The organism is Streptomyces sp. Inha503, assembly GCF_047215865.1.
GTDB lineage: Bacteria > Actinomycetota > Actinomycetes > Streptomycetales > Streptomycetaceae > Streptomyces > Streptomyces lycopersici.
In genome coordinates this window covers 1,227,960-1,252,421 of sequence record NZ_CP178360.1, presented here as the reverse complement: position 1 = coordinate 1,252,421, position 24,462 = coordinate 1,227,960, and the positions used below count along the sequence as shown (strand labels likewise).

Genomic DNA, 24,462 nt, shown 5'->3' with positions numbered 1-24,462 from the left:
TAACAGGGGGAGAGAAGGTGGCGGCGCGGCCGATGTACTCGCGCCTGGCGAGATTCAGCCCGTTGAGGCGAGAGCGTGAACGACTGCTTGTTGACTCTTCAGTAATAACGTGGCTAATTTCAGTCGGCGCCGTTTCGCGGGATTGCCATGCCATACGTTCGACATGCCTTGCCCGAATTATCTCCATTTCCTGCCGCGCTAGCGATTTTGGAGAAAACATGTCAGCCGCCGTGGACACAGGCGATCTTGTCATCGGCATCACTCCGTTCGGGGAACCGGACGCCAGACTCGCCGCGGCGGTCAGCCGTGCGGGCGGACTCGGCATCCTCGACCTGGGAACAACGGGCCGTGCGGCCCTCCAGGCGTGGGAGGACATCGGCGACTGGGTGGCCGACGGCCGGTACGGTGTGCGGGTCGCGGCGGGCTGCCGCCTCACCCCTGCGGACCTCCTGGACGCCCCGCCCACCGGCGCCTCCACTGGTGCATCCACCGGCGGCTCGCGCGGTGGCGTGCCCGGTCCGCATACGGTGGTGCTCAGTGTGGACTCGCCCTGGCCGGTGGAGGCCGTCGCCGACCGCTGCCGTGTGCTGGCCGAGGTCACCGACCTGGACGAGGCCCTTGAAGCCATTCGCGCCGGAGCACACGGGCTGATCGCCCGGGGGAGCGAGAGCGGCGGCCGCATCGGTCCGCTGGGCACCTTCGTCCTGCTCCAGCGGCTCCTCGCCGACCCCCGGGTGTCCTTACCCGTATGGGCCTGCGGCGGCATCGGCCCGCGCACCGCCGCCGCGTCCGTGCTCGGCGGCGTGGCCGGGGTCGTCCTCGACACCCAGCTCGCCCTGCTCGCCGAATCCGGGCTCCCGGAGGACCGCGCCACCGCCATCCGCTCCATGGACGGCTCCGAGACCACCGTCCTCGACGGACACCGGATCCTGCGGCGCCGGGGACGCGGTCCGCATATCGGACCCGACCTGACGGTAGGTCAGGATGGCTTTCTGGCCACGCGGTTGGCCGAGCGGTGGCGGGATGCCGGCCGCACCGTCCGGGGCATCACGGACGCCGTCCGGGAGGCCGCGCACGAGGCCGTACGGAACGGCTCCGCGGTCGTCTCGGGGCTGCGCCCCGGCGCCCCGCTGAGCACCCGCCTCGGCACCCGGCTGCCCCTCGCACAGGGCCCGATGACCCGGGTCAGCGACCAGGGCGCGTTCGCCTCCGCCGTCGCCGCCGGGGGAGCGCTGCCGTTCATCGCGCTCGCCCTGGCCGGACGCGAGCAGGCGCGCACGATGCTGGAGGAGGCCGCGGCCGCGCTGGACGGACGGCCCTGGGGCGTCGGTGTCCTCGGCTTCGCACCCGAGGAGATCAGAAACGCCCAGCTCGAGGCCGTACGGGAGGTCCGCCCGAGCCACGCGATCATCGCGGGCGGACGGCCGTCCCAGGCCAAGGCGCTGGAGCGGGACGGCATCGCCGCGTTTCTGCATGTGCCGTCGCCCGGGCTGCTGCGCCAGTACCTCCAGGCCGGGGCCCGGCGGTTCGTCTTCGAGGGCTCCGAATGCGGCGGCCATGTGGGGCCGCGTAACAGCTTTCCGCTGTGGGAGGCCCAGATCGCCATCATCGAGGACTTCCTCGACGGGGCCGCACAGGACCCGCGTCACATCGCGGGCACGGACGGCGCGGGCGGGACGGACGCGACCGATGGCACCGGCGGCGCGGGCGGGACGGACGGGACCGATGGCACCGGCGGTGCGGGTATCGAGATCTTCTTCGCCGGGGGAGTGCACGACGAACGCTCCGCCGCGATGGTGGCCGCGCTCGCCGCCCCGCTCACCCGGCGCGGCGTCGCCGTCGGCTCGCTCATGGGCACCGCGTATCTGTTCACCGAGGAGGCGGTGGCGCACGGCGCCGTACAGCCGCTCTTCCAGCGCCAGGTGGTGGCCGCCGAGCACACCGTGCTGCTGGAGACCGCCCCCGGCCACGCCACACGCTGTGTGCCCAGCCCCTTCACGGAGAGCTTCGACACCGTGAAGGAGCGGCTGCGGAACGAGGGCCTGCCGGACCGGGAGGTCTGGGAGCGGCTGGAGCGGCTGAATGTGGGACGGCTGAGGATCGCCAGCAAGGGCATGGACCGTGGGCCCGATGGCGCGTTGGCCCCGGTGGACGAGGAAGGCCAGCTCAGCGGCGGGATGTTCATGGCCGGGCAGGTGGCCGTTATGCGCTCGGACACCACCACGATCGCCGCACTGCACCATGCGGTGGGCCCCGGCGCCGCCGACTTCCTCACCGCACGCGCGGAGGCGGTGTGCGAGCGCCTGGGCGTGGCCACGGCCCCGGCGGCGGCCGAGCCGCCCGCGCCGCTGGACGTGGCCGTCGTCGGCATGGCGTGCATGTTTCCGCAGGCACCCGACCTCGCCTCGTTCTGGGCCAATGTGGTGGGCGGTGTGGACGCCGTCACCGAGGTGCCCGCCGAGCGCTGGGACCCCGCCGTCCACTACACGGGCGACAAGGACGGCGCCTCCGCCTCCCAATGGGGCGGCTTTCTGCCACCCATCCCCTTCGACCCGCTGCGCTACGGCATCCCCCCGGCCTCGCTCGGCAGCATCGAACCCGTACAACTGCTGGCCCTGGAGGCCGCCCGCCGGGCCTTGGACGACGCCGGATACGGCGACCCCGGCGACGGCGGCCGGGCCTTCGAGCGCTCCCGCACCTCCGTGGTGTTCGGCGCCGAGGCGGGCAGCGACCTGTCCAACGCCCAGACGCTGCGCGCGGTGCTGCCGTCCTACGTCCACGAGGTGCCACGGGCCCTGTCGGACCAACTGCCCCGGCTCACCGAGGACTCCTTCCCCGGCATGCTCGCCAACGTCATCTCCGGGCGGATCGCCAACCGGCTCGACCTCGGCGGCGCCAACTACACCGTGGACGCGGCCTGCGCGTCATCGCTGGCGGCCGTGGACGTGGCCTGCAAGGAGCTGACCGGGGGCACCAGCGACCTCGTGCTGTGCGGCGGAGCCGATCTGCACAACGGCATCAACGACTATGTGCTCTTCTCCTCCGTGCACGCCCTCTCCCCGACGGGCCGCTCCCGGACCTTCGACAGCTCGGCCGACGGGATCGCGCTCGGCGAGGGCGTCGCCTGCGTCGTCCTCAAACGGCTGGCCGACGCCGAACGGGACGGCGACCGCGTCTACGCCGTCATCAAGGGCGTCGGATCCTCCAGCGACGGCCGCTCGCTCGGGCTGACCGCCCCGCGCCCCGAGGGACAGCGAGCCGCACTGGAACGCGCCTACGCCAATGCCCGCGTCTCGCCCGCCGACGTGGGCCTGATCGAGGCGCACGGCACCGGTACGGTCGTCGGTGACCGCACCGAACTCACCGTCCTGGGCGAGGTGTTCACCGAGTCGGGGGCCACACCCGGGTCGTGTGCGCTGGGCTCGGTGAAGTCCCAGATCGGCCACACCAAATGCGCCGCGGGCCTCGCCGGGCTGGTGAAGGCCGCGATGGCGCTGCACACGGGCATCACACCGCCGACCCTGCATCTGACCCGGCCCAACGAGGCATGGGACGCGGACCGCAGCCCCTTCGCCTTCCACACCCGGGCCCGGCCATGGGCCGCCGCGCCCACCGAACGGGTGGCCGGGGTCAGCGCGTTCGGCTTCGGCGGGACCAACTTCCATGTGGTGCTCGCCGCACACGGCCGCGGAGCGCCACCCGCACAGGGGCTGGACGACTGGCCCGCCGAGCTGTTCCTCTTCCGCGGGGCCGACCGGGCCGCGGCGCTGCGGGTGGTCCAGGAGACACTCGACCAGCTCATGGCCAATGACGCGGCGGGGCGGCCGTGGCGGCTGCGCGACCTCGCGCTGACCGCATCCCGGCGGGCCGACGCCGGCCGGGAACCGGTCCGGGTGGCCGTCGTGGCCTCGGACCTGGACGACCTGGCCGCACGGTTACGTCAGGTACTCGCGGGCGATCCGCCGGGCCAGGGGCCGCGCGAAGCGGATGGGCTGTACTTGGCCCCGGACGAGCCCGGGGAGACCGGGGAGAACGGGGAGGCAGAGGGCGAGCCGGGGCGTGGCAAGGTCGCGTTCCTCTTCCCCGGGCAGGGCAGTCAGCGGCCCGGGATGTTCGCCGACGCCTTCGTCACCTTCCCCGAGCTCCAGCGCCATCTGCGCCACGGACGCGGCTACGCCGACGCGCTGTATCCCCCCGCGACCTTCGACGAGGCCGGGGAGGCGGCACAGCGCACCGCGATCACCGACACCCGGGTGGCCCAGCCCGCGCTGGGCATCGTCGGGCTCGCCGCGTACGCCCTGCTCACCTCGGCCGGGGTACGGCCCGACATGGCGGCCGGACACAGCTACGGCGAGCTGGTGGCGCTGTGCGCCGCGGGCGCGCTCGATCCCCGTACGCTGCCGCGGCTGAGCGCCGAGCGGGCGGCCGCCATCCTCGGCGCCGCCGAGGCCGACGGGGAGGAACCCGGCACCATGGCGGCCGTGACCGCGGCCCCCGACGAGGTCGAGCCGGTGCTGTGCGCGGCCGGACTCGACGGGCGCGTGGTGGCCGCCAACCACAACGCGCCACGGCAGACCGTGATCTCCGGGCCCCGGCAGGACGTCGACGAAGCGGTACGGCTGCTGCGGAAGGCCGGACACTCGGTCAAGCGGATCCCGGTGGCCTGCGCCTTCCACAGCCCGCTGGTGGCCGGGGCCGGCGCGCGGTTCGCCGAGGCGCTGGCCCGCCATCCGGTGCGCGAGGCGGAGTTCCCCGTCTGGGCGAACCGCACCGCCGCCCCGCATGGCGCGGAGCCGGATGCCATCCGCGCCGAACTCGCCGCCCAGATCGGCGCCCCGGTCCGCTTCATGGCCCAGATCGAGGCCATGTACGAGGCGGGCGCGCGGATCTTCGTGGAGGCCGGTCCGGGGACGGTGCTCACCCGGCTGGTGGGGGAGATCCTCGAAGGCCGTCCGCACCTCGCCCTCGCCTGCGAGGGACGGCGGTCCGGCGCCCCCGGTCCGCGGGGGTTTCTGGACGCGCTCGCCCGGCTGGCCGTCGCGGGCGTCCCGGTGCGTACGGCCTGGCTGTTCCACGGCCGGGACGCGGTGGCGGCGGGATCCGGCCCGCCACCGAGGCGGCCCGGCTGGACGGTCGACGGACACCTCGTCCGCACCGCGAACGGTGAGCTCCTGCCCGGTGCGCTGGCACCGGCCCGACGTGTCATGGAGGCTACGGTGAGCCAGACGGATCGGACGGGTGGCGGCGAGTACAACGACAGAGACGCCCTGATCTCGGAGTTCCTGAGGACCAGCCGGGAGATGATCGCCGCCCAGCGCGATGTGCTCCTCACCTACTTCGGCAGCGCTCCGGGCGAACGGCGCGCGGCGCCACCGTCCCCGGCCGCCCCGGCCACGTCCCTGCCCGCCGAGCTCGCCCCGGGGGCCGCCGCCTCGGAGGCCCCGGCCCCGGTCGCCGACGTGGCTCCTGCCCCGCCCGCGCCCGCCACCGGGCCCGATGTGCTGCGCGCGGTCTCCGAAATCATCAGCGAACGCACCGGCTATCCGGTCGACATGATCGAACCGAATCTCGATCTCGAGGCCGATCTGAGCATCGACTCCATCAAACGCGCCGAGATCGCGGGCGAGTTGGCGCGGCGACTCGGTGCCGCGGGCGCGGACACCGCGACCTTGGGCGATGAGGAGCTGGAGGAGCTGGCCAAGGCGCGCACCACCGCCGCCGTCACCGATTGGCTCACCGCCCGTCTCGCGCCCGCGACCCCCGCGCCCACCGCACCGGCCGATGAGCCGGAGCCGGTGGCCGTGCGGATGGCCCAGCAGGTGGCCGAGCCCGTGGCCGAACCGGCGCCGGTGTCCGTGGCCGTGCCCGGCGTGGCGCCCAAGCGGATGCGGCTGGTGCCCGTGCCACTCGGCGCACCGGACGACGGCGCCGCCGCGCCGTCCGAGCTGACCGGCAGGCGCTTCGCCCTGCTCGGCGGGGACGGCGAGGGGGTGGCCGACGCGGTGGCCGCCCGCCTCGGCGAACGCGGTGCCGAGGCCGTCAGCTTTCCCGCCGGCCATCAGCTCACCGAGGACGACGGCCGGGTGGACGGTGTGCTGCTGCTCGATCCGCTGGCCGCCTCCGGCGCGCCGGTGCTGCCCGAGGTGTTCCCGGTCGTCCAGTCGGCGCTGGGGCGCGCCCCGCAGTGGCTGCTGGCGCTGCGCCGCGCCGACCCGCTCGCCGCGCGCACGGCCGGGTTGCGCGGGATGTTCCGTACGGTGGCCAGGGAGTACCCGGACACGGTCACCCGGCTGGTGGAGTTCCCCGCCCGGGTGACCGGACTCGCCGAGGTGACCGGACCCGTCGAGGTGACCGGACCCGTCGAGGTGACCGGGTCTGCCGATGCGGTCGGGTCCGTCGACGTGGCCGGGTCCGCTCACGTCGCCGGGTCCGCCGACGCCGTGGCCGACGGGCTGCTCGACGAACTGCTCGCCCCGGACCGTACGCCCGTCGTCGTGCGCACCGGGGAAGGGCGGCGCCACCGGCTGGACCTCGTGGAGGCCCCGCTGGGCGCCCTCGCCGGTTCGGGTGCCGGGCCCGCCGGGGACGGCGCGGCGGAGGCCGCCGCGCTCGGCCTGGACCGGGACGCGGTGGTGGCCTTGGTCGGTGGGGCGCGGGGCATCACCGCGCGGTTCGCCGCCACCCTCGCGTCCGCCGCCCGCTGCCGGATCGAGCTGCTGGGCCGTACGCCGGAGCCCGTGGGCCCCGAGGACCCGGCCACCGCGGGGGCCCGCGACGAGACGGCGCTGCGCGCGGTGCTCGCGGCCCGGGGCGGGCTGGGGCCCGCCGAGATCCAGCGGGAGGCGGCCCGGATCCTGGCGCGGCGCGAAGTGGCCGCCACCGTCGGGGAGTTGTCCGCGCTCGGCGCCCGGGTCCGCTATCGCTCGGTGGATGTCCGCGACGCCGAAGCGGTGCTCCAGGCGGTGAAGCAGATCCACGCCGACCACGGACGGCTGGACGGTGTGGTCTACGGGGCCGGTGTGATCGAGGACCGGCTGATCGCGGAGAAGTCCGCCGAGTCCTTCCAGCGGGTGTACGGCACCAAGGTGGAGGGTGCCAGGACGCTGCTGGACGCGCTGGCCGAACTGCCCGAACCCCCTGCGTTCGCCGTGTTGTTCGGCAGCATCGCCGCCGTGCTCGGCAACCGCGGCCAAGTGGACTACGCGGCGGCCAACGACGCGATGGAGACCCTTGGCGCGCGGTGGCGGGACCGCACCGGTCGCCGGGCCCTGACCGTGCACTGGGGCCCCTGGGCACCGGCCGGAGCCCACGGCGGGATGGTGACACCGGAGCTCGGCCGTGAGTACGCCCGGCGCGGTATCTCGCTCATCGACCCCGAGGAGGGCACGCTGGCGCTGCTGCGCGAGCTGGCCTGGGGCGAGGAGTCCACGGGGTCCGTCGTCTACACCGCCTCGGGCTGGTGAGCGTGACGGACGGGCAGTCGCACCGGCAGCCGCCAGTGGCCATCGTCGGGATGTCCGTGCTGCTGCCGGGCTCGCCGGACCTGGACGCGTACTGGCGCAACCTGGCCGGTGGCGTGGACGCGATCAGCGATGTCCCGGCCGGGCGGTGGGACGCCGGTTTCTACGCCCCGGACGGCGGCGGCGGTACGTCGGTGGCGCCCGACCGGGTGTACTGCCGACGGGGCGGATTCGTCGACGAGTTCGCCCGGGTCGAGGCCGCCCGGTTCGGGATCATGCCGAACTCGGTGTCCGGCACCGAACCCGACCAGCTGATCGCCCTGGGTGTCGCGGCGGCGGCCATCGCCGACGCGGGCGGCGAGGACCGGCTGCCCGACCGGCAGCGGGTGGGCGTGGTGCTGGGCCGGGGCGGCTATCTCACCCCCGGGCTGGTCCGGCTCGACCAGCGGGTGCGCACCGCCCACCAGCTCGTACGGACCCTCGGCGAGCTGCTGCCCGACCTCGGGCCCGGCCAACTCGACCGCGTACGCGAGGCGTTCACCGAACGGCTCGGCCCCGACCGGCCCGAGGCGGCCATCGGTCTGGTGCCCAACCTCGCCGCCTCGCGCATCGCCAACCGGCTCGATCTGCGCGGCCCCGCGTACACCGTGGACGCCGCCTGCGCCTCCTCGCTCGTCGCCGTCGACCAGGCGGTGGGGGAGCTGGCCTCGGGGCGGTGCGATGTGATGCTCGCGGGCGGGGTGCACCACTGCCACGACATCACCCTGTGGAGCGTCTTCTCCCAGCTGCGCGCGCTGTCGCCGAGTCAGCGGATCCGGCCCTTCCACCGCGCGGCCGACGGTCTGCTGATCGGCGAGGGCACCGGTGTGGTCGTCCTCAAACGGCTCGCCGACGCACTGCGCGACGGCGACCGCGTCTACGCGGTGATCCGGGGCACCGGCGTGGCGTCCGACGGCCGTGCCACCGGCCTGGTCAACCCGGATCCGGGCGGTCAGACCCGTGCCGTACGGCAGGCGTGGCGGGCCGCGGGACTCGATCCGCGCGAGCCGGGCGCCATCGGGCTGCTGGAGGCGCACGGCACCGCCACACCCGCCGGGGACACGGCCGAACTCGCCACGCTGGCGGAGGTGTTCGGCCCCGATGGCACGCCGGGGGAGAGCGCCGTCATCGGCTCGGTGAAGTCGATGATCGGCCACACCATGCCCGCCGCCGGTGTCGCGGGCCTGGTGAAGGCCGCCCTCGCGGTCCACCACGGCCGGCTGCTGCCCACCTTGCACTGCGACGACCCCCATCCGGCGCTGGCGGCCACCCGCTTCTCGGTGCTCGACGCGGCCGAGCCGTGGGACGCTCCCGTACGGCGCGCCGCCGTCAACGCCTTCGGCTTCGGCGGGATCAACGCCCATGTGGTGCTGGAGCAGCCGCCGCAGGTGCCGGAGACGCGGCGCGCCACGACCCTCGTCATCGAACCGGAGCGGGTGCTGGCGCTGGCGGCGGACACCCCGGAGCGGCTGGCCGAACTGCTGGCGGCGGACGACACGACCGTACGGACGACGGTGACGGGGCGGGACGCCCGGACCCGGCTGGGCATCGTCGAGCCCACCGCCAAACGGCTCGCGCTCGCCCGGCGCATGGTGGCCAGGGGCCGCCCGTGGCGGGGCCGCAACGACATCTGGTTCACCCCGGCGCCCCTGCTCGGCGCGGGCCCGGCGCCGAGGGGGAAGCTCGCCTTCGTCTTCCCCGGTCTCGAAGCGGAGTTCGTCCCCCGTGTCGAGGGTGTCGCGGAGTACTTCGGGCTCTCCCGGCCCGCCGGGGACCGCTTCGGCGAGGCGGCGCGCGTGGGCGACATCGGCCGCCATGGCGTCGGCGTCTTCGGTGTCGGGCGGCTGCTGGACGCGGCGCTGCGGCGGATGGGGGTCGTACCGGACGCGGTGGCCGGGCACAGCGTGGGGGAGTGGACCGCGCTGGCCGTGGGCGGTCTCTACGCGGGCGAGGAGGTCGACGCCTTCCTCGACTCCTTCGACCCGGACGCGCTGCGAGTGCCCGGTCTGGCCTTCGCCGTCCTCGGTGCGGGTGCGCGGCGGGTGTCCGACGCGCTCACCGAGTGGGCGGACGGCCGGATCGTGCTCTCGCACGACAACGCGCCCAGCCAGTCGATGGTGTGCGGGCCGCGCGACGATGTCGAGGAGTTCGTCCGTGCGATGCGCGCCGACGGTGTGATCGCGCAGGTCCTGCCCTTCCAGTCCGGCTTCCACACCCCGATGCTGGCGCCCTACCTCGACCCCATCCGAGCCGTCACGGAGCGCTTTGAGCTGCTGCTGCCGCCCAGGACCCCCGTCTGGTCCGGGACGACCGCCGCACCGTATCCGGCGACCGAGGCGGAGGTGCGCGCACTGTTCATCCGGCATCTGCTGGAGCCGGTGCGCTTCCGGCTGCTGACGGAAGCGCTGTACGAGGCGGGGTTCCGTGCGTTCGTCCAGGTCGGTACGGGGCAGTTGGGGTCGCTCATCGGTGACACGTTGCAGGGGCGTGACCATTTGGTGGTGGCCGCCAACTCGCCCCACCGGGATGGGGTGTCCCAACTTCGGCGCGTGGCCACGGCGCTGTGGGCCGAGGGGGCGGAGGTCGACCCCGTGCTGTCCCGTGAGGCCTCGGGCGCGAGATCGGCGCTTCCCGCGGTGCGGTTGGACCTGAGCGGTTCGCTGATTTCGCTCGGCGAGGCGAGATTGAGCGAACTGCGCGGTGAGCTGTCGCGTGCGGTGTCCCCGAGAGCGGGGTCGGATCGTGGGGTGGTGCCCACCCGTTCCGCCCAGGGGGCACCTCCCGGCGGTAGCCGGGGGAGGAACGATTGCCCACCACCTGGCTGGGCAGCCGAACTCGACGCACTGCTCAGGGAGACCGCGGCCACCGCGACAGCGGTCATCGCGGCGAGCCGCCCACCCACCCCCCGCACCCACGAGCTGCGGGTCTCCACCGAGACCATGCCCTACCTCCGCGACCACTGCTTCTTCCCCCAGCGCCCCGGCTGGCCCGATGAGCCGGACCGCTGGCCCGTGGTCCCGGCCACCACGATCGTCCAGCACCTCATGGACACGGCGGAACGCACGGCGGCCACCAACCCCGTGGCCATCGCCGTGCACGGCGCCCGCTTCGACCAGTGGGTGACGGCTTCGCCACCCACCACCGTCCAGGTCACCGCTACCCCCACTCGGGGGACGGCCCACTACACCGTCACCTTCGGCCGCAGCGCCCGCGCCACCGTGGAAGTGGCCGATCGCCACCCCGACACCCGCCCCACGCCCTGGAGCGTCGACCCCGCCACCGAGCGCGTCCCCGACCACACCGCACGGCTCATCTACGCCGAGCGCTGGATGTTTCACGGCCCGGCCTTCCAGGGGCTCACCGAACTCACCGCGATCGGCGCATCGCACATTCGCGGCACGATCACCACACCCCCCGCGCCCGGAGCGCTGCTGGACAACGTCGGACAGCTCCTCGGCTACTGGATCATGGCGACCCGCACCGAACGGACCGTGGTCTTCCCCATCGGCATGCGCCTGATGCGCTTCTTCGGACCACATCCGGCCCCCGGCACACCGGTCGAGTGCCTGATCAGGATCACCTCGCTGACCGATACCGCGCTCGAGGCCGACGCGCAGCTGCTGATCGGCGGCGAGGTGTGGGCAGAGCTGTCCGGCTGGCAGGACCGCCGGTTCGACAACCACCCCGAAACCCGGCCCGTGGAGCGCTTCCCGCAGCGCAACACGCTGTCCCGGCCCCAGCCGGGCGGCTGGGTGCTGCTCCATGAGCGCTGGCCGGACCTGGCCTCCCGGGACCTGATCATGCGTAACCACCTGGGCGGCGACGAGCGCACCGCATATGAACACCAGCCGCCACGCGGCCGCAGACAGTGGCTGCTGGGCAGGATCGCGGCCAAGGACGCCGTACGCCGATGGCTCTGGGACCACGGCGAAGGCCCGGTCTTCCCCGCCGAGATCGGGATCCGCGAGGACGCCCAGGGGCGGCCGTACGCCATCGGCGTGCACGGCCGGACCCTGCCCGAACTGGCGCTGTCGCTGGCACACCGGGCCGAGACCGGGGTCGCCCTCGTGGTGCCGCGCCATTCGAACGGCGCCGCGGGCCCCGGTATCGCCCTCGAAGAGGTCACCGACCACGATGACGTGGCCGCCGCCTTCCGGGCCGCGAAGGAAGCGGTCGCCACGGCGGAGGCGGGCACCGGTCTCCGCGACCGGCCACGGGAGCTGACCATCGCCGAGGTACGGCCCGGTGCGGACCGCCCCGACGCGCCACCGGCCCGGCTCATCGTCGAAGTGGCGGCCACCACCGCCCCCGGACAGCCCCCGCGCCGCTACGAAGTCCACACCATCACCATCGCCAACCCGCCCGGACTCCCGGACCGGGACTACGCCGTGGCCTGGACGACCGGCCCGGACCACCAGGAACAGGACGAGGAGAGCGATCAGTGACCACCGTCAATCAGACCGCCCCGTCACCAGCCGCCGACGCACCGGCCGAGGCACTGGTCAGCGCACCAGCCGACGCACCGGCCGTGCTCGCGGAGATATCCGGGATGCTCCGGACGATGCTCGACGAATACGGCCTCGACGACATCGAGGTCACCATGGACACCCGGTTCACCGAGGATCTGGAGCTGGAGAGCATCGACCTGGTGACACTGGCCGGCAGCCTGGAGACCCGGTACGGCAGACAGGTCAACTTCGCCGAGTTCGTGGCCGACCTCGAGCTCGACGAGATCATCGACCTCACCGTGGGACAGCTCGTCGAGTATGTCGTCCGGTGCCTCAGGGCCGTCCGGGAGCGCTGACCGATGGCGATGATCGACACCGACCACGCCACCGACCACGACGGCCCGCATACCGGGACGGACGGCGTCCGACTGCATGTCCAGCGGCTGTCCCCGCCCGACGGCCGTCCGCCCACCGCCACCGCCGTGCTCATCCACGGTCTGCTCACCGACTCCCTCGCCAGCTGGTACTTCACGGTGGCCCCGGACCTCGCCGCCGCCGGAGTGGAGGTGGTGATGTACGACCAGCGGGGACACGGCCGCAGCGAGCGCCCCGGCTCCGGCTACCGGCTGGACACCTTCGTCACCGATCTGGAGCGGCTGCTCGACCGGCTGGACATCACCGGTCCGGTCCATCTCGTCGGCAACTGCTTCGGCGGAACGGTGGCGTTCGCCTACGCCATGCGCCATCCGGAGCGGGTGGCCGGTATCGCGGTCATCGAGGCGAAGCCCGCCACCGAGAGCTGGCTGACCGAGATCAGCGGGATCCTCCGGCGCGTCGAGGAGGAACTGGTCGTCCACGAGGCCGAGTCGCTGGCCTGGGTGAGCGCCAACCGGGGCGCCCACACCGCCCGGCTGGCCAGGTCGGCCGCCCGCCTGGTCCGTACGACCACCATCGCCGAGGACGTACCGGCGAGCCGGGTGGTGAGCGAGGAGCAGGTCCGCGCGGTGCGCTGCCCGGTGCTGGCCGTCTACGGCGCCGACTCCGAACTCGCCGGGCAGGAGCGGTGGTTGGAGACGGTGCTGCCCGGCACCCGGACCGTCGTCCTGCCGGGGCAGGGCCATTCGGTCCTCGCCGAGGCGCCCACGCGCGTCCGCGAACTGCTGCTGTCGTGGATCGACGAGAGTGAACACCAAAGTGGACACGGGCGCGATACGGCCACCGGCTCCGCGGCGGCGGCCCTGGAGGCCGATGCCTGATGAGCGAACCGAGCAGAGCCCCGGAGACCTCACCCCGCCCACCCCACCGCTTTCTCTTCGTCGTGCCGCCACTCGTCGGCCACGTCAACCCCACCGTCGGCGTCGCCGCCGAACTCACCGCCCGGGGGCACCAGGTGGCCTGGGCCGGGATGCCCGAGGTCGTCGAGCGGCTGACCGGGCAGGGGACGAGGGTCTACCGCTGTGCCGGGCCGGTACTGGGCGAGGGCGGGGCGGGCCGCCCACCGGACGTACGCGGTCCTGCGGCGCTGAAGTTCCTGTGGGAGCGGTTCCTGGTGCCGCTGGCCGAGGCCATGGCTCCGGGCGTGGCGGAGGCCATCGGGGAGTTCCGCCCCGATGCGGTGATCGCCGACCAGCAGACCGTGGCGGGTGCCCTGGTGGCCGAACGGCTGCGGGTGCGCTGGGCGACATCCGCCACCACCTCGGCGGAGTTCACCGGCGCGCTGGACGGGATGCCCAAGATCGACGCCTGGCTGGACGGACTGCTGCACGAGGTGCGGGGGCGGATCGGCGACCCGGACGGCACGGCCGACCCCCGGTTCTCGCCGGATCTGGTCCTGGCCTTCACCACCGAGGAGCTGGCCGGACGACCGGCCCGGGCGGGTGACCGCATCCACTACGTGGGCCCGTCGATCGCCGAGCGACCCGCCACGACGGACTTCCCCTGGGAGTGGCTGGACCCCACGCGCCCCGCGGTCCTCATCACGCTCGGCACCGCGAACACCGACGCCGGGGCGCGCTTCCTCGCCGAGTGTCTGGAGGCCGTACGGGCGGGGGCGGGTCGTTTCCAGACGGTCATCGTCGACCCCGACGACGTACTCACCCGGGCCACCCCCGGCATGCCCGCGACCTCGGACGAAAACGACGTCCTGGTGCGCGGCTACGTCCCCCAACTCCCCCTGCTGCGAAGGGTGGACGCGGTGGTGTGCCACGCCGGCCACAACACCGTCTGCGAAACCCTCTGGCACGGCGTACCGCTCGTCGTGGCGCCCATCCGGGACGACCAGCCGGTGGTGGCCGCCCAGGTGGTGGACGCGGGCGCGGGTGTCCGGGTGCGCTTCGGCAGGGCGCGGGCCGCGGCCATCGGCGAGGCACTCGACGCCGTGCTGGACGAACCGCGCTACCGCGCCGCGGCCGAGCGCGTGGGGGCGTCCTTCCACGCGGCGGGCGGTGCCACCGCGGCCGCCACCCATCTTGAGCGGCTGGCCACAGCGGCCGTCCCTCACGCCACCGCGAACCCGGAAGGGGAACGATGAGCGGCGAGAGTGCCATACCCAGCACACCGGAGAAGCCGTCCCGCACCGAGACCGTCGCCGAGTTGCGCCCCCGCTACCAGGCCGATCTGGCGCTGGGCACCGAGCGGTTCTTCGAACCCCGCCGCACGGACTGCCCATGGTGCGGCTCCACGCGGCTGGTGCGGCGGCTGCGCACCAAGGACCGGTACCAGAGCAAACCCGGCCGCTTCCGGCTCGACAAATGCCGGGACTGCCGCCATGTCTTCCAGAATCCACGGCTGAACGACGACGGCCTGGAGTTCTACTACCGCGACTTCTACGACGGGATGGGGGAGATCGAACTCGGCAACGTCTTCTCCGGCCGCGACAAGGTGTACCGGCGGCGCGCGATGTTCCAGGAGCCCTCCGCCGAGCCCCCGAAGACCTGGCTCGATGTCGGCACCGGACACGGCCACTTCCCCGAGGCGGCCCGTACCGTCTTCCCCGGCACCCGCTTCGACGGACTGGACTTCACCGCCGGTGTCGAACTGGCCGAGCGTACGGGCCGCATCGACCGGGCCATCCGCGGCAGCTTCCCCGAGCTGGCCGAGGAGCGGCTGGCCGGGGGCTACGACGTGGTGAGCATGTTCCACTACCTGGAGCACAGCACGGACCCCCGCGCCGAACTCCGCGCCACCCGCCGCGCCCTGCGGCCCGGCGGCCATCTGCTGATCGAGGTGCCCGACCCGGAGTGCTGGTTCGGCCGCCTCTTCGGCCGGTTCTGGCTCCCCTGGCTCCAGCCCCAGCATCTGCACTTCCTGCCGGTGGCCAACCTCCGCGAGGAGCTGACCGCGCTGGGCTTCACCGTGACCGACGAACAGCACCGCGAGCCGTCGGACACCGTCGATCTGCTCGGTGCCGTCTGGCTGGCGCTCAACGCGATCGCCCCGCCCGATGACGCCCCCTCCCTCGCCAAGCCGCCCGGTCGGCTCCGCTGGCTGCTGCGCTGCGCGATCCTGCTGGCGGGCGTGCCCGCCCTCGTGGTCGCGACGGCCCTCGACCGCCTGTTGCTCAAACCGCTGGCCGGGCTCGGCAAGATGTCCAACGCCTATCGGGTGGTGGCCCGATGTGATGCCTCCGCCCGTCCCGGCCCCCGTTAAGGTGGCCCCCGGGCCCCGCTGCGGGGCCCGGGGGAGGGGAGATGCACGGCGAAGTCGAGGCCGAGGGGGCCAGACGGCTGCGCACGGCCGCGCGCGTCAGCACCATGGCCCTGGCCGCGGGCCTGCCGGTAGTGCTGCTCGGCGGTGTTGCCATCGTCCTGAGACCGGAGATCACCGCAGCGCTGGACGACCGTGCGGTGGCGGCGTGGCGGACGGTGTTCACCGCGATCGTCATCCAGGGTGTGCCGTTTCTGTTGCTGGGCACGGTGGTGTCGGCCGCGATCAGTGCGTTCGTGCCGGCGTGGGTGTTCACCCGGGTGCTTCCGCGTAATCCGGCGCTCGCCGTGCCCGTGGCCGGTGCTGCCGGGGTGGTGCTGCCGGGGTGTGAGTGTGCTTCGGTGCCGGTGGCCGGGAGTCTGATGCGGCGTGGGGTGGCCCCGGCGGCGGCGCTGGCCTTCCTGCTGTCGGCCCCGGCCATCAATCCGATCGTGCTGGTCGCGACGTATGTGGCTTTCCCCGGTAACCCCTGGATGGTGGCCGCCCGTCTGATCGCTTCGCTGCTGACCTCCGTGGCCATGGGCTGGCTGTGGATCCGGGCGGGCCGAAAGGAGTGGCTGCGGCTGCCGAAGGGAGCGGCCGGGCACACGCCCGGCGCGAGCCGCGCGGAGGAGTTCCGGGTCTCGCTCCAGCATGACGTCCTGCACGCCGGGGGCTTCCTCGTGGTCGGCGCGGCGGCCGCCGCCACGTTCAACGTCGCGGTGCCGCATTCGGTACTGCGGCTCTTGTCCGACTCCCCGTGGCTCTCGCTGCCCATGCTGGGGCTGCTCGCGGTGGTCCTCGCGGTCTGCTCGGAGGCCGACGCGTTCGTCGCCGCCTCGCTCACCGGGTTCTCGCCCACCGCCCGGCTCGCCTTCATGGTGGTCGGCCCGATGGTGGACCTGAAGCTCATCGCCCTCCAGTCCGGCACCTTCGGGCGCGCCTTCGCGGTGCGCTTCTCGTCGGCCACCTGGGTGGTGGCGGTGGCGTGCAGCGCGCTGGTGGGGTGGTGGCTGCTGTGAAGCGCAACATCCAGGTGCTGCTGCTCCTCTTCCTCGGGGTCGGGCTGCTGCACATCTCCCTGCTGACCGATCTGTATCTGCGCTATGTGCGCCCGGGGCTGCGGCCCGCGCTCATCGCCTCCGGGGTGCTGCTGATCGCGCTCGGCGCAGTCAGTGCCGCCCGCGACGGCTTCCCGTTCAACCGCCCCCGTACGGACAGCGACGCTCAGGATCAGGACGACGACCAGGACCAGGGCAACGACGTGGACCACGGCCACGGGCACAGCCACGCGGGCGGCCCGAAGGTCGCCTGGCTGCTGTACGTACCGGCCCTGACCATCCTCTTCCTGGCGCCGCCCGCACTCGGCTCGTACACCGCCTCCCGTGACGAGGCGAAGGCACCCAAGGCCCCCTCCTCCTCGGGCGACAGCGGCCACAGCCTCTTCCCGGCCCTGCCGGACGCCGGTGTGGTGCCGATGACGCTGAACGACTTCAGCTCCCGCGCGGTCTGGGACACCGACGGCACCCTCAAGGGCCATATCGTCCGGCTCACCGGCTTCGTCACCCCCGGACGCCACGGCACCTGGTACGTCAGCCGCCTCGTCATCAGCTGCTGCGCCGCCGACGCCCAGGTGCGCAAGGTGCGGGTGCACGATGCGTCGGCGCCGCCCGCCGACGCCTGGGTGACCGTCACCGGCACCTGGCATCCCACCGGAAAGGTGGGCACGGACGGCGCGAGCCCCGCCCTGGACGCCACCGCCGTACGGCGTGTCCCCGCGCCCAAGGATCCCTACCACGACAACGTCAGGGGCCCGTAGCCGTGTCGTCGGGCCGCGACGGCTCCTCCCCGGAGGTCTCCTGGGCCTGGGCCCGCGGCGCTGACGGCGGCTCGGTGGCGGCCAGGGCCGTCGGCGTCCCGCCGGGCTTGCTGTTGACGTAGGTGGTGAGCCGGTGCACCTGACGCTCCAGGGCCCTGATCCGGTCCACGATGTCCTCGGGCAGGTTCGCCATCAGTCTGCCTCCTCCAGATACAGATCGGCGGTCTCCGGACGTCCCCGCTCCGGGGCGGTGACCTTGATGCCGACGACGCGGTAGCGGGCGTCCAGCCCCTCGGAGAACCACACGTCCTTGATGCGCAGCCGCACGGTGGTGCCGAGCAGCGCGGGGGTGGTGCCGGAGCCGAGGCGGATCCGCACCGAGGGGATGACCACCGTGCCGCGCAGGGCGGCGAGTTCGGACCGGGCGAACGCGTCGAGCGTCGCCTTGTCGGTGACGTTGCTGTGGTCGGACGAGGTGTCCAGGCGGGGGAACCCGGCCGCGAGGAGATCCTCGGCCACCTGTTCCCCGGACATCACCGGACCGCCCGACCCGCCCTCCGGGGTGCCGCCCCTGGCCCGCGCGGTCGTCCCGCCGCGCGTGGCGTCGCGGGGGAAGGAGTACGACAGCACATCGCCCGGCAGATCCAGCATCACCGGCTGGCTGCCCACCCGGATCACCGGAGAGCCCAGCTGGAGCAGCTTCACCCGCCGTCCGGTCACCGGATCCCGGTACACCGCGATCCGGTGCTCGAAACCCGGCTCCATCGCGGCGAGTTGCGTGATCGCCTCCTCCACCAGGGTCTCGTCACCGTCGCTGTAGGCCACCGTACGGGCCGCGGTGGGGGCCGTCGGCTCGTACTCCACGCCGATGTGGCCGCCCTCGGACCCCTGCATGTAGTCCCACAGCCGGCGGACGATCTCCAGATGGTCGAGCGCGGTGAAGCTCAGATTCGCGCGGATGTAGCGACGGCCCGCGTAGGAGTCGAAGGTGGCCGCCTGAAGCCCGACGGTGGTGAGGCCCCGGTCGTCCGTGGCCGGGGTCAGCGTCCAGACGATGCCACCCCAGCAGACCTCGTCACCCCGCTCCAGATAGACGGCGGTGCGCCCCTCCACCAGCTCCCGGACCCGCCGGGCCATCCGGGCGTCGGGCACCGGGATGGTCGCGGTCAGGGACCCCGGCTTGCCGAGGTAGTCGTCGTACTCCACCTCTCGCAGGGGCAGTACGTCGATGGCCTGGTCGGTGCGCAGATCGGTGAAGACGGCGCGGTAGCGGGCGTCCACGGCGCCTCACGCCACCGGGTCCACGCGGACGAAGCGGTTGTCGAAGTGCACACGCGTTCCCGCGATCGAGGAACGGTACGCGGCCGTCGCCGTGTAGACGGCGCCGGGGGTGAGGTTCCCCACCGGGAAACAGGTGGAGATGGAGGCCCGTCCGGCACCGTCGAGGATCGCCGCGCGGTCGTCGGACGGAGCGTACACCTCGGTGCCGCTCTGCGTCCTGAGCCGGAACGAGATGTAGGCGGTGGCGTTCCCGTCGGCGGCCGTGAAGGCGCCGAAGGTGAGGGACACCCAACGGGACGCCGGGGCGGTGAAGGTGGCGGTGAGCGTGGCGACGGTGTCGGTGAGCATCTCCTGATAGGTGGCGGAGGTGGTGGCTCCCCAGTCCGCCGTGTGCCGGAGCACGGTGTCGGGAATGTACTTCGCCCACTGGGCGCCGTCCCAGCGCTCCAGCCGGCCGCCCGCGTCGCGGTACTGCCCGGCATACGCCCCGTTGTGCGGCGCGCCGCCCGCGGCGGGGACGATGCCGCCGAGCGCCGCGGTGTAGCGGCGGCGGTCGGTGATGGCGGAGGCCCAGGTGATGCCCTTGGCCGCGGACGCCCCGGCGGGGACGGCGATCTCGTAGAGAAGCTCCGCGTTCTTGGGCACGGCCGGGGCGGTGGGGGAGCCGGCCGGGGTGCCCTGGAGGAGTTCCAGGGCGGCCTCGTACTTCCCGGAGCCGTCGTAGTCGGTGTCGTGGACCCGTACGACGAGCGCGTCCACCCGGGCCAGGCTGGAGTGCCCATCGGCGACGGTCAGCAGGGTGTCGGAGTCGACGGTGACCGGATAGCCGCCCTGCGATCCGGTGGAGGTTCCCGGGATCCACACCTGGCCCGGGGAGAGCTTGGCCTGCATACCGGTGGCGGCGGTGCCGGTGAGCTGTAGCCCGCCGAACACGCATCCCGCCCGGGTCAGCAGCGGTCCGGCGGACGCCATGCCGAGGCTGACGGCCAGCCGGGTGTCCTCACGGGTCTGGCCGGTGGGCGGATGCCAGGCGGAACGGACGGTCATCGGACGGCTCCCACGGTCATCGGAGAACTCCTTGTGTTCGTACGGGGTTTGAGGATCGGAGCGGATGATGGGGCGGCGCGGCGCCTCACCACTCGGCGCGGCGCCAGGTGATCGTGGCGGTGGCTCCCTCCCCTCCCGACGCCGCGCGGAAGGACAGCTGAGAGGTTCCGGACGGCAGGGTGAAAGACTCCTCCGGGGCGCTGCCCGGTGTGGCGGTGTGGCGGCGCGACGCGGTGCCGTTGAACATCACGGTCCCCTCCGCGGTGTCGACGACCAGTTCGTCGTCCGGGGCGAGGGTGATCGCGTACTCCAGCCAGTCGCCGCTGGTCCGGTTGGCCAGCCGCGGCCGGGTGCACGGCCCGGTGAAGGCGATCACCGGATGGGCGGGTGCGCTGCCGTCGTTCTCCACCGCTAGATCGCCGGTGGAACCGGGCGCGCCCCAGGCCAGCGGCCAGCTGAGCGGCCAGGTCAGCCCGGCCTCGGGCTGGGGGAGCCCGGCGGTGTCCCGCCGTCCCACCGCCTCGTAACGGCGTGGATCGCTCGCCTTCCACTGGAGCGTCATCTTGGCCAGCCGGCTCGCGGCGAACTGCCGGTCGGTGGGGACCACGCGCTGGGTGACCCGGGCCCGTACGGCGAGCGTCTCGCCGTGCAGGCGCACGGCCAGCCACTCCTCCTCGTCGCGGACGGCGGTGGCGGCGCGCAGCGCGCGCAGCGCGTCCCGTACGGCCTCCGGTCCGGCGTCCGGGTCGGGCGCGAACCACACCTGCGCGGTGACCGTACGGGCCTGCGCCCACTGCGAACCCGGCCAGCCGCCGTGTCCCACCGGGCGGTCCGCGTCGGAGGTGTCCAGCGCGGGCAACTCCTCCCAGCCGGTGAGCCCTTCGGAGGCGATCCAGTAGTCGGTGCCGGGGCCCATGAGGAGTCCGGCCCACTGCACCTGCCCGTCGGTGGTGATGAGCGGCCCCGGTTCGGTGGCGGTGGTCTCGTCGGCCATGTGTCACCCCCTCGCCTTCATCAGGAACATCAGATCCTCGGCGGTCTGCCGGGCGCTGCCGCCCGGGGCTTCGTGGTAGTGCTCGATGACGAATCCGCCGCCCGTCCCGCCGGATCCCGCCAGGGCGGGCGCGGGCCCGGTGCGGGCGAGCAGGGTGCTCAGCCGGTTCAGCGGCAGTACGGCCTCGGCCTGCCCGCCCTCGGCGAGCAGCGCGAGCGTGCCACCGGGACGCGGCAGCACGATGCCGCCCTGGGCGAGCGTGGGGATGGTGGGGATGTTCACCCCGAACGACCGGCCGCCGATCCCCGGCACCCATGAGGGCACCGAGACCTTGACCTGGTTCAGCGCGCCGATCGCCCGGTTGACCAGCCCGATCACCCCGTTGAGCGGCCCGCGCACGGCCCCGAGCACGGCGCTGAACGCACCCCGGACGATGCCCGCCAGCCCGTTGAAGGCGCGCTGGATGCCGTTACGGGCGGAGCGGAAGGCGCCCGGGATCCGTTCCGAGAAGAAGGACAGCAGGGGCCGGACCACGGCCATGATGGCGTGGATGACCGTGGTGATGATGGTCTTGTAGATGTTGAAGTACGTCTTCACGACGGTCCAGATGACCTTCAGCACGACCGTGAACGCCGTCTTGATGCCGTTCCAGGTCGTCTGCACCACTTGTTTCGCCACGCGCATGGTGGAGCCGATGACCTGGCCGATGATCCTGAAGGCCGCCTGGACGATGCGCTGCACCGTCTTGGACTGCATCGCCATGTCGACGAGCTTCATGATCAGCGGCATCAGCAGCGCCATGATGGCCCCGAACACGTTTGACTTCATGGCGGTGTTCAGGCCCTTCTGGGCCGTTGTCACCCCCTGGAGCCCCGTCCTCATCCGCCCCATCAGCCCACCCCCGGTGGCCGCGCCTCGGCCCGCGGCGGTCATGGAGCGGCCGCTCTTGGCGACGCTGCGCTCGGCGGCGTTGGCCTCTCGCTGAAGGGTGCGCATCGAGTTGGCCGACTTGTCGACATCGCCCTTGATGCGGCCGACGGCGGAGCCCGCCTGCGTCGCGGTACGGGCGAATCGGGAGACGCTGGTATCGGTCTGGCCCACGGTGCTGCGCAGGCCGCGGAAGCCGGAGACGGATCGGTTGAGCGCTTGTGCCAGTGACATGGGCGGCCTCCTCCTCAGCCGAGAGCCCTGACGAGACCGTTCAGGCGTCGCTCCAGCTCGTTGATGGCCCGGCTTGCCTCATTGATGTCCTGCACGCCCGACACCCGGCCTGGTGGCATGGAGCCGCGGGCGTTGCTCGCGGCCGTGCGCTGGCGCCGGTGGGCGGCCTCGGCCTTCTGTAGTGCGTCCTTGCCCCTTCGCAGGGCTTGCTGGCTGTCCCGTTCGGCCTTCTCGGCGATCGTGCGGACGGAGGTGATCTCCGTGCGGACGCGGAGGATCGTCCGGGCCAGTGAGGTCCGTGTCGCCGCCACCCGCTGCTTCACGGCGGTGATGGACGCCTTGAGCGATTCCGGATCCACGCCGCGGGCCTTGTCGCGCATCTCCTGCACGTCGAACAGCGTCTTCTCGAAGTTGAACAGCTTGAATCCGGCGGAGGCACCGGTGACTTCGGCTGAGCCCCACTTGGCGGCGCCGGTGATACCGGTGACCTCCGCCTTCAGGGCGTTGGCCTCCGAGTTCAAGCCGGTGATCGCCTGTTTCACCCAGGCGCGCTCGACGTTCCACTCCTTGAGCTTCTTGTCCAGTGTCTGTCGCAGGTCCTGCACCGTACCGAGCAGGTCCCGCACGATGTCCGCCATCATCCCTCCAGCAGGTCACCCGAAGAACCGCGCCAACTCCGCCCCCGTCGGCGCGTGGCCGTCGGGCGGGCCGTCGGACGTATCGGCGGCCTCGGCCCCCGGACGGGGCACCGGCACCGGTGCCTCCGGCGGGTCCGCGTACTCGTCGCGGTTGGCCGACGCGAACATCCAGTTGGCGATCGCCAAGTGGTCCACGACCGCCGCCAGCAGATGGTCCGTCAGCCCCCACTCCGCGGCCTCGCCCTCCCGCGCCCGTACGAACGCCGAGTCCGGCGGAAGGTGGCGCACCAGGACCGCGAGGCGCCGCGAGGACAGCGCCTGGCGGTGCCAGTCGAGCAGGTCGACGCCGTAGTACCGCAGCAGATCGGCCTCCAGCGCCTCGGCGTGCTCCTCCACGAGCGCGCCGAGGCTCAGCCTTCCCCCACGCCGAGCCCGGTGTCCTGGCCGTACGCCTCCAGGATCGCGGCGATGTCCTGCACGCTCACCTCGTGTTGGCACAGCCGCTGATAGCTCTCCTCACCCATGAGGAGGGCGAGCAGCCCGTCCAGGTCGTTGTCCTTCAGCTCGGCCAGCGCCTGCGCCGAGCGGCGGGGGATCTCGGTGGGCAGCGAGAACTTCTCCCCGTCCACTTCGAAGTCCCAGGTCAGGCCCAGCGCCTCCAGACGCTGGGCGCGGGCGGCGTTGACGTTGAACGCGGGCATGGCGGCGACTCCTTCGCGATCGGCTTCGGGGGACGGGATCAGGATCCGGCGAACGCCGGGTCATTCATCAGCCAGGTGGCCAGCGGGGTGTCGTTGTCCACGGCCAGTGCCGTGAAGGTGACCCCGAGCCGGACCGCGGCGGTGCGGGTGAGCTGTAGCTCCTCGGTCTCGGTGACCTGGCCGCGGCGGAGGACGAACCGGTACTTGATGACATCGCCGTCGGCGAACTCCACGCCCAGCATCCGCTCGTCCTTCTTCGGCTCGGCGGCGAGTTCGTAGCGGTACACCTTGGACTCGGCCTCCGTCTCCGTCACCACGGCGCCGCCGAAGAAGAACGGCAGGGTGTCCTCGTTGAGCTGGAGCAGCTGGAACTTCACGGTGAGGTCCCGGTCGGAGTAGACGAAGCGGGCCGGGCTGACCGACTGCCAGGTGTCCACCGGGTCGATCTTGTCCTTCTTGTTGAACTTGATGCCGTCGGTGGTGGTGTACCCGAGGTCCCTCCAGCCCGCCGCCCACGCCGTGGAGACATCGGCCGGGACGGTGGTGCCGAGCGGGGCGGTGAGGATGCGGCCGGTGCCCGCGACGCGGATCTCATTGGGGTTCATTCCGGGCATGCGATTGCTCCTTGTGGCGTGGTGATGAGGGCGGACGGTCGGCGGTGCGTGGCCTACGCCGGGCGGATGGAGAGCCGGGCCGTGGACACATAGCGGCTGGCGGCGGCGTGCAGGTAGTCGGGCAGCCACCGGGGGCCGTCCACCTCAAGGACATCGGTGACACAGGCGGTGCCGAACGTGGTGCCGCGCACGGTGAACAGCGCCGTACGGGCGGCCGTGGCGAGGGTGTGGGCCGTGGGTTTGTCCGGGCCGTACACCTCGAGGTCGACCAACGGCTGGTCCAGGTGGATGTCCTCGACCCAGACGCCGCCGGCCCGGGAGACCAGCACGGCCTTCTGGGTTCCGTCGAAGTCCGGCGGGGTCCGGTTGTCCACGAGTACCCCGGCCAGTTCGGGGCGGTTCTTCAGATGCTCGACGACGAGGCGTTCGACGTCGGGAAAGATCACCAAGGGATCGGTCATGCGCGCACTCCTTGCTGTGGTCAGGGCTGCGCACAGCGAAAAGCGGCGGGGCCGTGGCCCCTTCAGGGGGCACAGCTCCGCCGCTGGCACCAAGTGTGATGCACTGGATGCCCAT

The 24,462-nt window shown here is 72.8% G+C and carries 18 protein-coding genes; 8 read left to right on the top strand and 10 right to left on the bottom strand.

The window, feature by feature from the left end:
• The first annotated feature begins 218 nt into the window (after nt 1-218).
• The 8 genes from ACJX2R_RS05485 to ACJX2R_RS05450 are packed head-to-tail and all read left to right on the top strand — an operon-like array spanning nt 219 to nt 17,450.
• Entirely contained in the window at nt 219-7,463 is a 7,245-nt protein-coding gene (locus ACJX2R_RS05485) for an SDR family NAD(P)-dependent oxidoreductase (protein ID WP_413099044.1), read from the top strand.
• A gap of 50 nt (nt 7,464-7,513) precedes the next feature.
• On the top strand, nt 7,514-11,944 hold the full coding sequence (locus ACJX2R_RS05480) for a beta-ketoacyl synthase N-terminal-like domain-containing protein (RefSeq protein WP_413105774.1): 4,431 nt from the start codon (nt 7,514-7,516) through the stop codon (nt 11,942-11,944).
• Entirely contained in the window at nt 11,941-12,303 is a 363-nt protein-coding gene (locus ACJX2R_RS05475) for an acyl carrier protein (protein ID WP_413099043.1), read from the top strand. Before ACJX2R_RS05480 ends, ACJX2R_RS05475 begins: the two co-directional genes overlap by 4 nt.
• A gap of 3 nt (nt 12,304-12,306) precedes the next feature.
• Nucleotides 12,307-13,203 (top strand): alpha/beta fold hydrolase, encoded by an 897-nt coding sequence (locus ACJX2R_RS05470; RefSeq protein ID WP_413099042.1) that lies wholly within the window; start codon nt 12,307-12,309, stop codon nt 13,201-13,203.
• Complete coding sequence (locus tag ACJX2R_RS05465; protein WP_413099041.1) at nt 13,203-14,477, top strand: glycosyltransferase; 1,275 nt, start codon at nt 13,203-13,205, stop codon at nt 14,475-14,477. Before ACJX2R_RS05470 ends, ACJX2R_RS05465 begins: the two co-directional genes overlap by 1 nt.
• On the top strand, nt 14,474-15,595 hold the full coding sequence (locus ACJX2R_RS05460; RefSeq protein ID WP_413099040.1) for a methyltransferase domain-containing protein: 1,122 nt from the start codon (nt 14,474-14,476) through the stop codon (nt 15,593-15,595). The genes ACJX2R_RS05465 and ACJX2R_RS05460 overlap by 4 nt, the downstream gene beginning before the upstream one ends.
• A 41-nt stretch (nt 15,596-15,636) precedes the next feature.
• Complete coding sequence (locus ACJX2R_RS05455) at nt 15,637-16,653, top strand: permease (protein ID WP_413099039.1); 1,017 nt, start codon at nt 15,637-15,639, stop codon at nt 16,651-16,653.
• Nucleotides 16,650-17,450, top strand: a complete 801-nt coding sequence (locus tag ACJX2R_RS05450) for a TIGR03943 family putative permease subunit (RefSeq protein ID WP_413099038.1) — start codon at nt 16,650-16,652, stop codon at nt 17,448-17,450. The genes ACJX2R_RS05455 and ACJX2R_RS05450 overlap by 4 nt, the downstream gene beginning before the upstream one ends.
• Here the strand turns inward: ACJX2R_RS05450 and ACJX2R_RS05445 are convergent.
• From ACJX2R_RS05445 to ACJX2R_RS05400, 10 genes are all read right to left on the bottom strand, one after another.
• Complete coding sequence (locus tag ACJX2R_RS05445; RefSeq protein ID WP_413099037.1) at nt 17,437-17,643, bottom strand: hypothetical protein; 207 nt, start codon at nt 17,641-17,643, stop codon at nt 17,437-17,439. The genes ACJX2R_RS05450 and ACJX2R_RS05445 overlap by 14 nt on opposite strands.
• Nucleotides 17,643-18,731, bottom strand: a complete 1,089-nt coding sequence (locus ACJX2R_RS05440; protein ID WP_413099036.1) for a hypothetical protein — start codon at nt 18,729-18,731, stop codon at nt 17,643-17,645. Before ACJX2R_RS05440 ends, ACJX2R_RS05445 begins: the two co-directional genes overlap by 1 nt.
• Nucleotides 18,732-18,737: 6 nt before the next feature.
• Nucleotides 18,738-19,778 carry a hypothetical protein gene (locus ACJX2R_RS05435; RefSeq protein ID WP_413099035.1) on the bottom strand — a complete coding sequence of 347 codons (1,041 nt, stop codon included), beginning with the start codon at nt 19,776-19,778 and terminating at the stop codon, nt 18,738-18,740.
• 85 nt (nt 19,779-19,863) lie between these two features.
• The gene (locus tag ACJX2R_RS05430; RefSeq protein ID WP_413099034.1) at nt 19,864-20,772 is read right to left on the bottom strand and encodes a phage distal tail protein; all 909 of its coding nucleotides are present in this window, start codon (nt 20,770-20,772) and stop codon (nt 19,864-19,866) included.
• 3 nt (nt 20,773-20,775) lie between these two features.
• A complete protein-coding gene (locus tag ACJX2R_RS05425) occupies nt 20,776-21,933 on the bottom strand; it encodes a hypothetical protein (protein ID WP_413099033.1) in 1,158 nt (385 codons plus the stop codon).
• Between the two features lie 14 nt (nt 21,934-21,947).
• The gene (locus ACJX2R_RS05420) at nt 21,948-22,574 is read right to left on the bottom strand and encodes a hypothetical protein (protein WP_413099032.1); all 627 of its coding nucleotides are present in this window, start codon (nt 22,572-22,574) and stop codon (nt 21,948-21,950) included.
• 12 nt (nt 22,575-22,586) lie between these two features.
• Complete coding sequence (locus ACJX2R_RS05415) at nt 22,587-22,967, bottom strand: hypothetical protein (protein WP_413099031.1); 381 nt, start codon at nt 22,965-22,967, stop codon at nt 22,587-22,589.
• Between the two features lie 14 nt (nt 22,968-22,981).
• A complete protein-coding gene (locus tag ACJX2R_RS05410; protein ID WP_262703033.1) occupies nt 22,982-23,272 on the bottom strand; it encodes a hypothetical protein in 291 nt (96 codons plus the stop codon).
• Nucleotides 23,273-23,310: 38 nt separating this feature from the next.
• On the bottom strand, nt 23,311-23,886 hold the full coding sequence (locus ACJX2R_RS05405) for a phage tail protein (RefSeq protein WP_262703034.1): 576 nt from the start codon (nt 23,884-23,886) through the stop codon (nt 23,311-23,313).
• A 53-nt stretch (nt 23,887-23,939) separates the two neighbouring features.
• Nucleotides 23,940-24,347, bottom strand: a complete 408-nt coding sequence (locus tag ACJX2R_RS05400; RefSeq protein WP_413099030.1) for a hypothetical protein — start codon at nt 24,345-24,347, stop codon at nt 23,940-23,942.
• Nucleotides 24,348-24,462 lie beyond the last annotated feature (115 nt).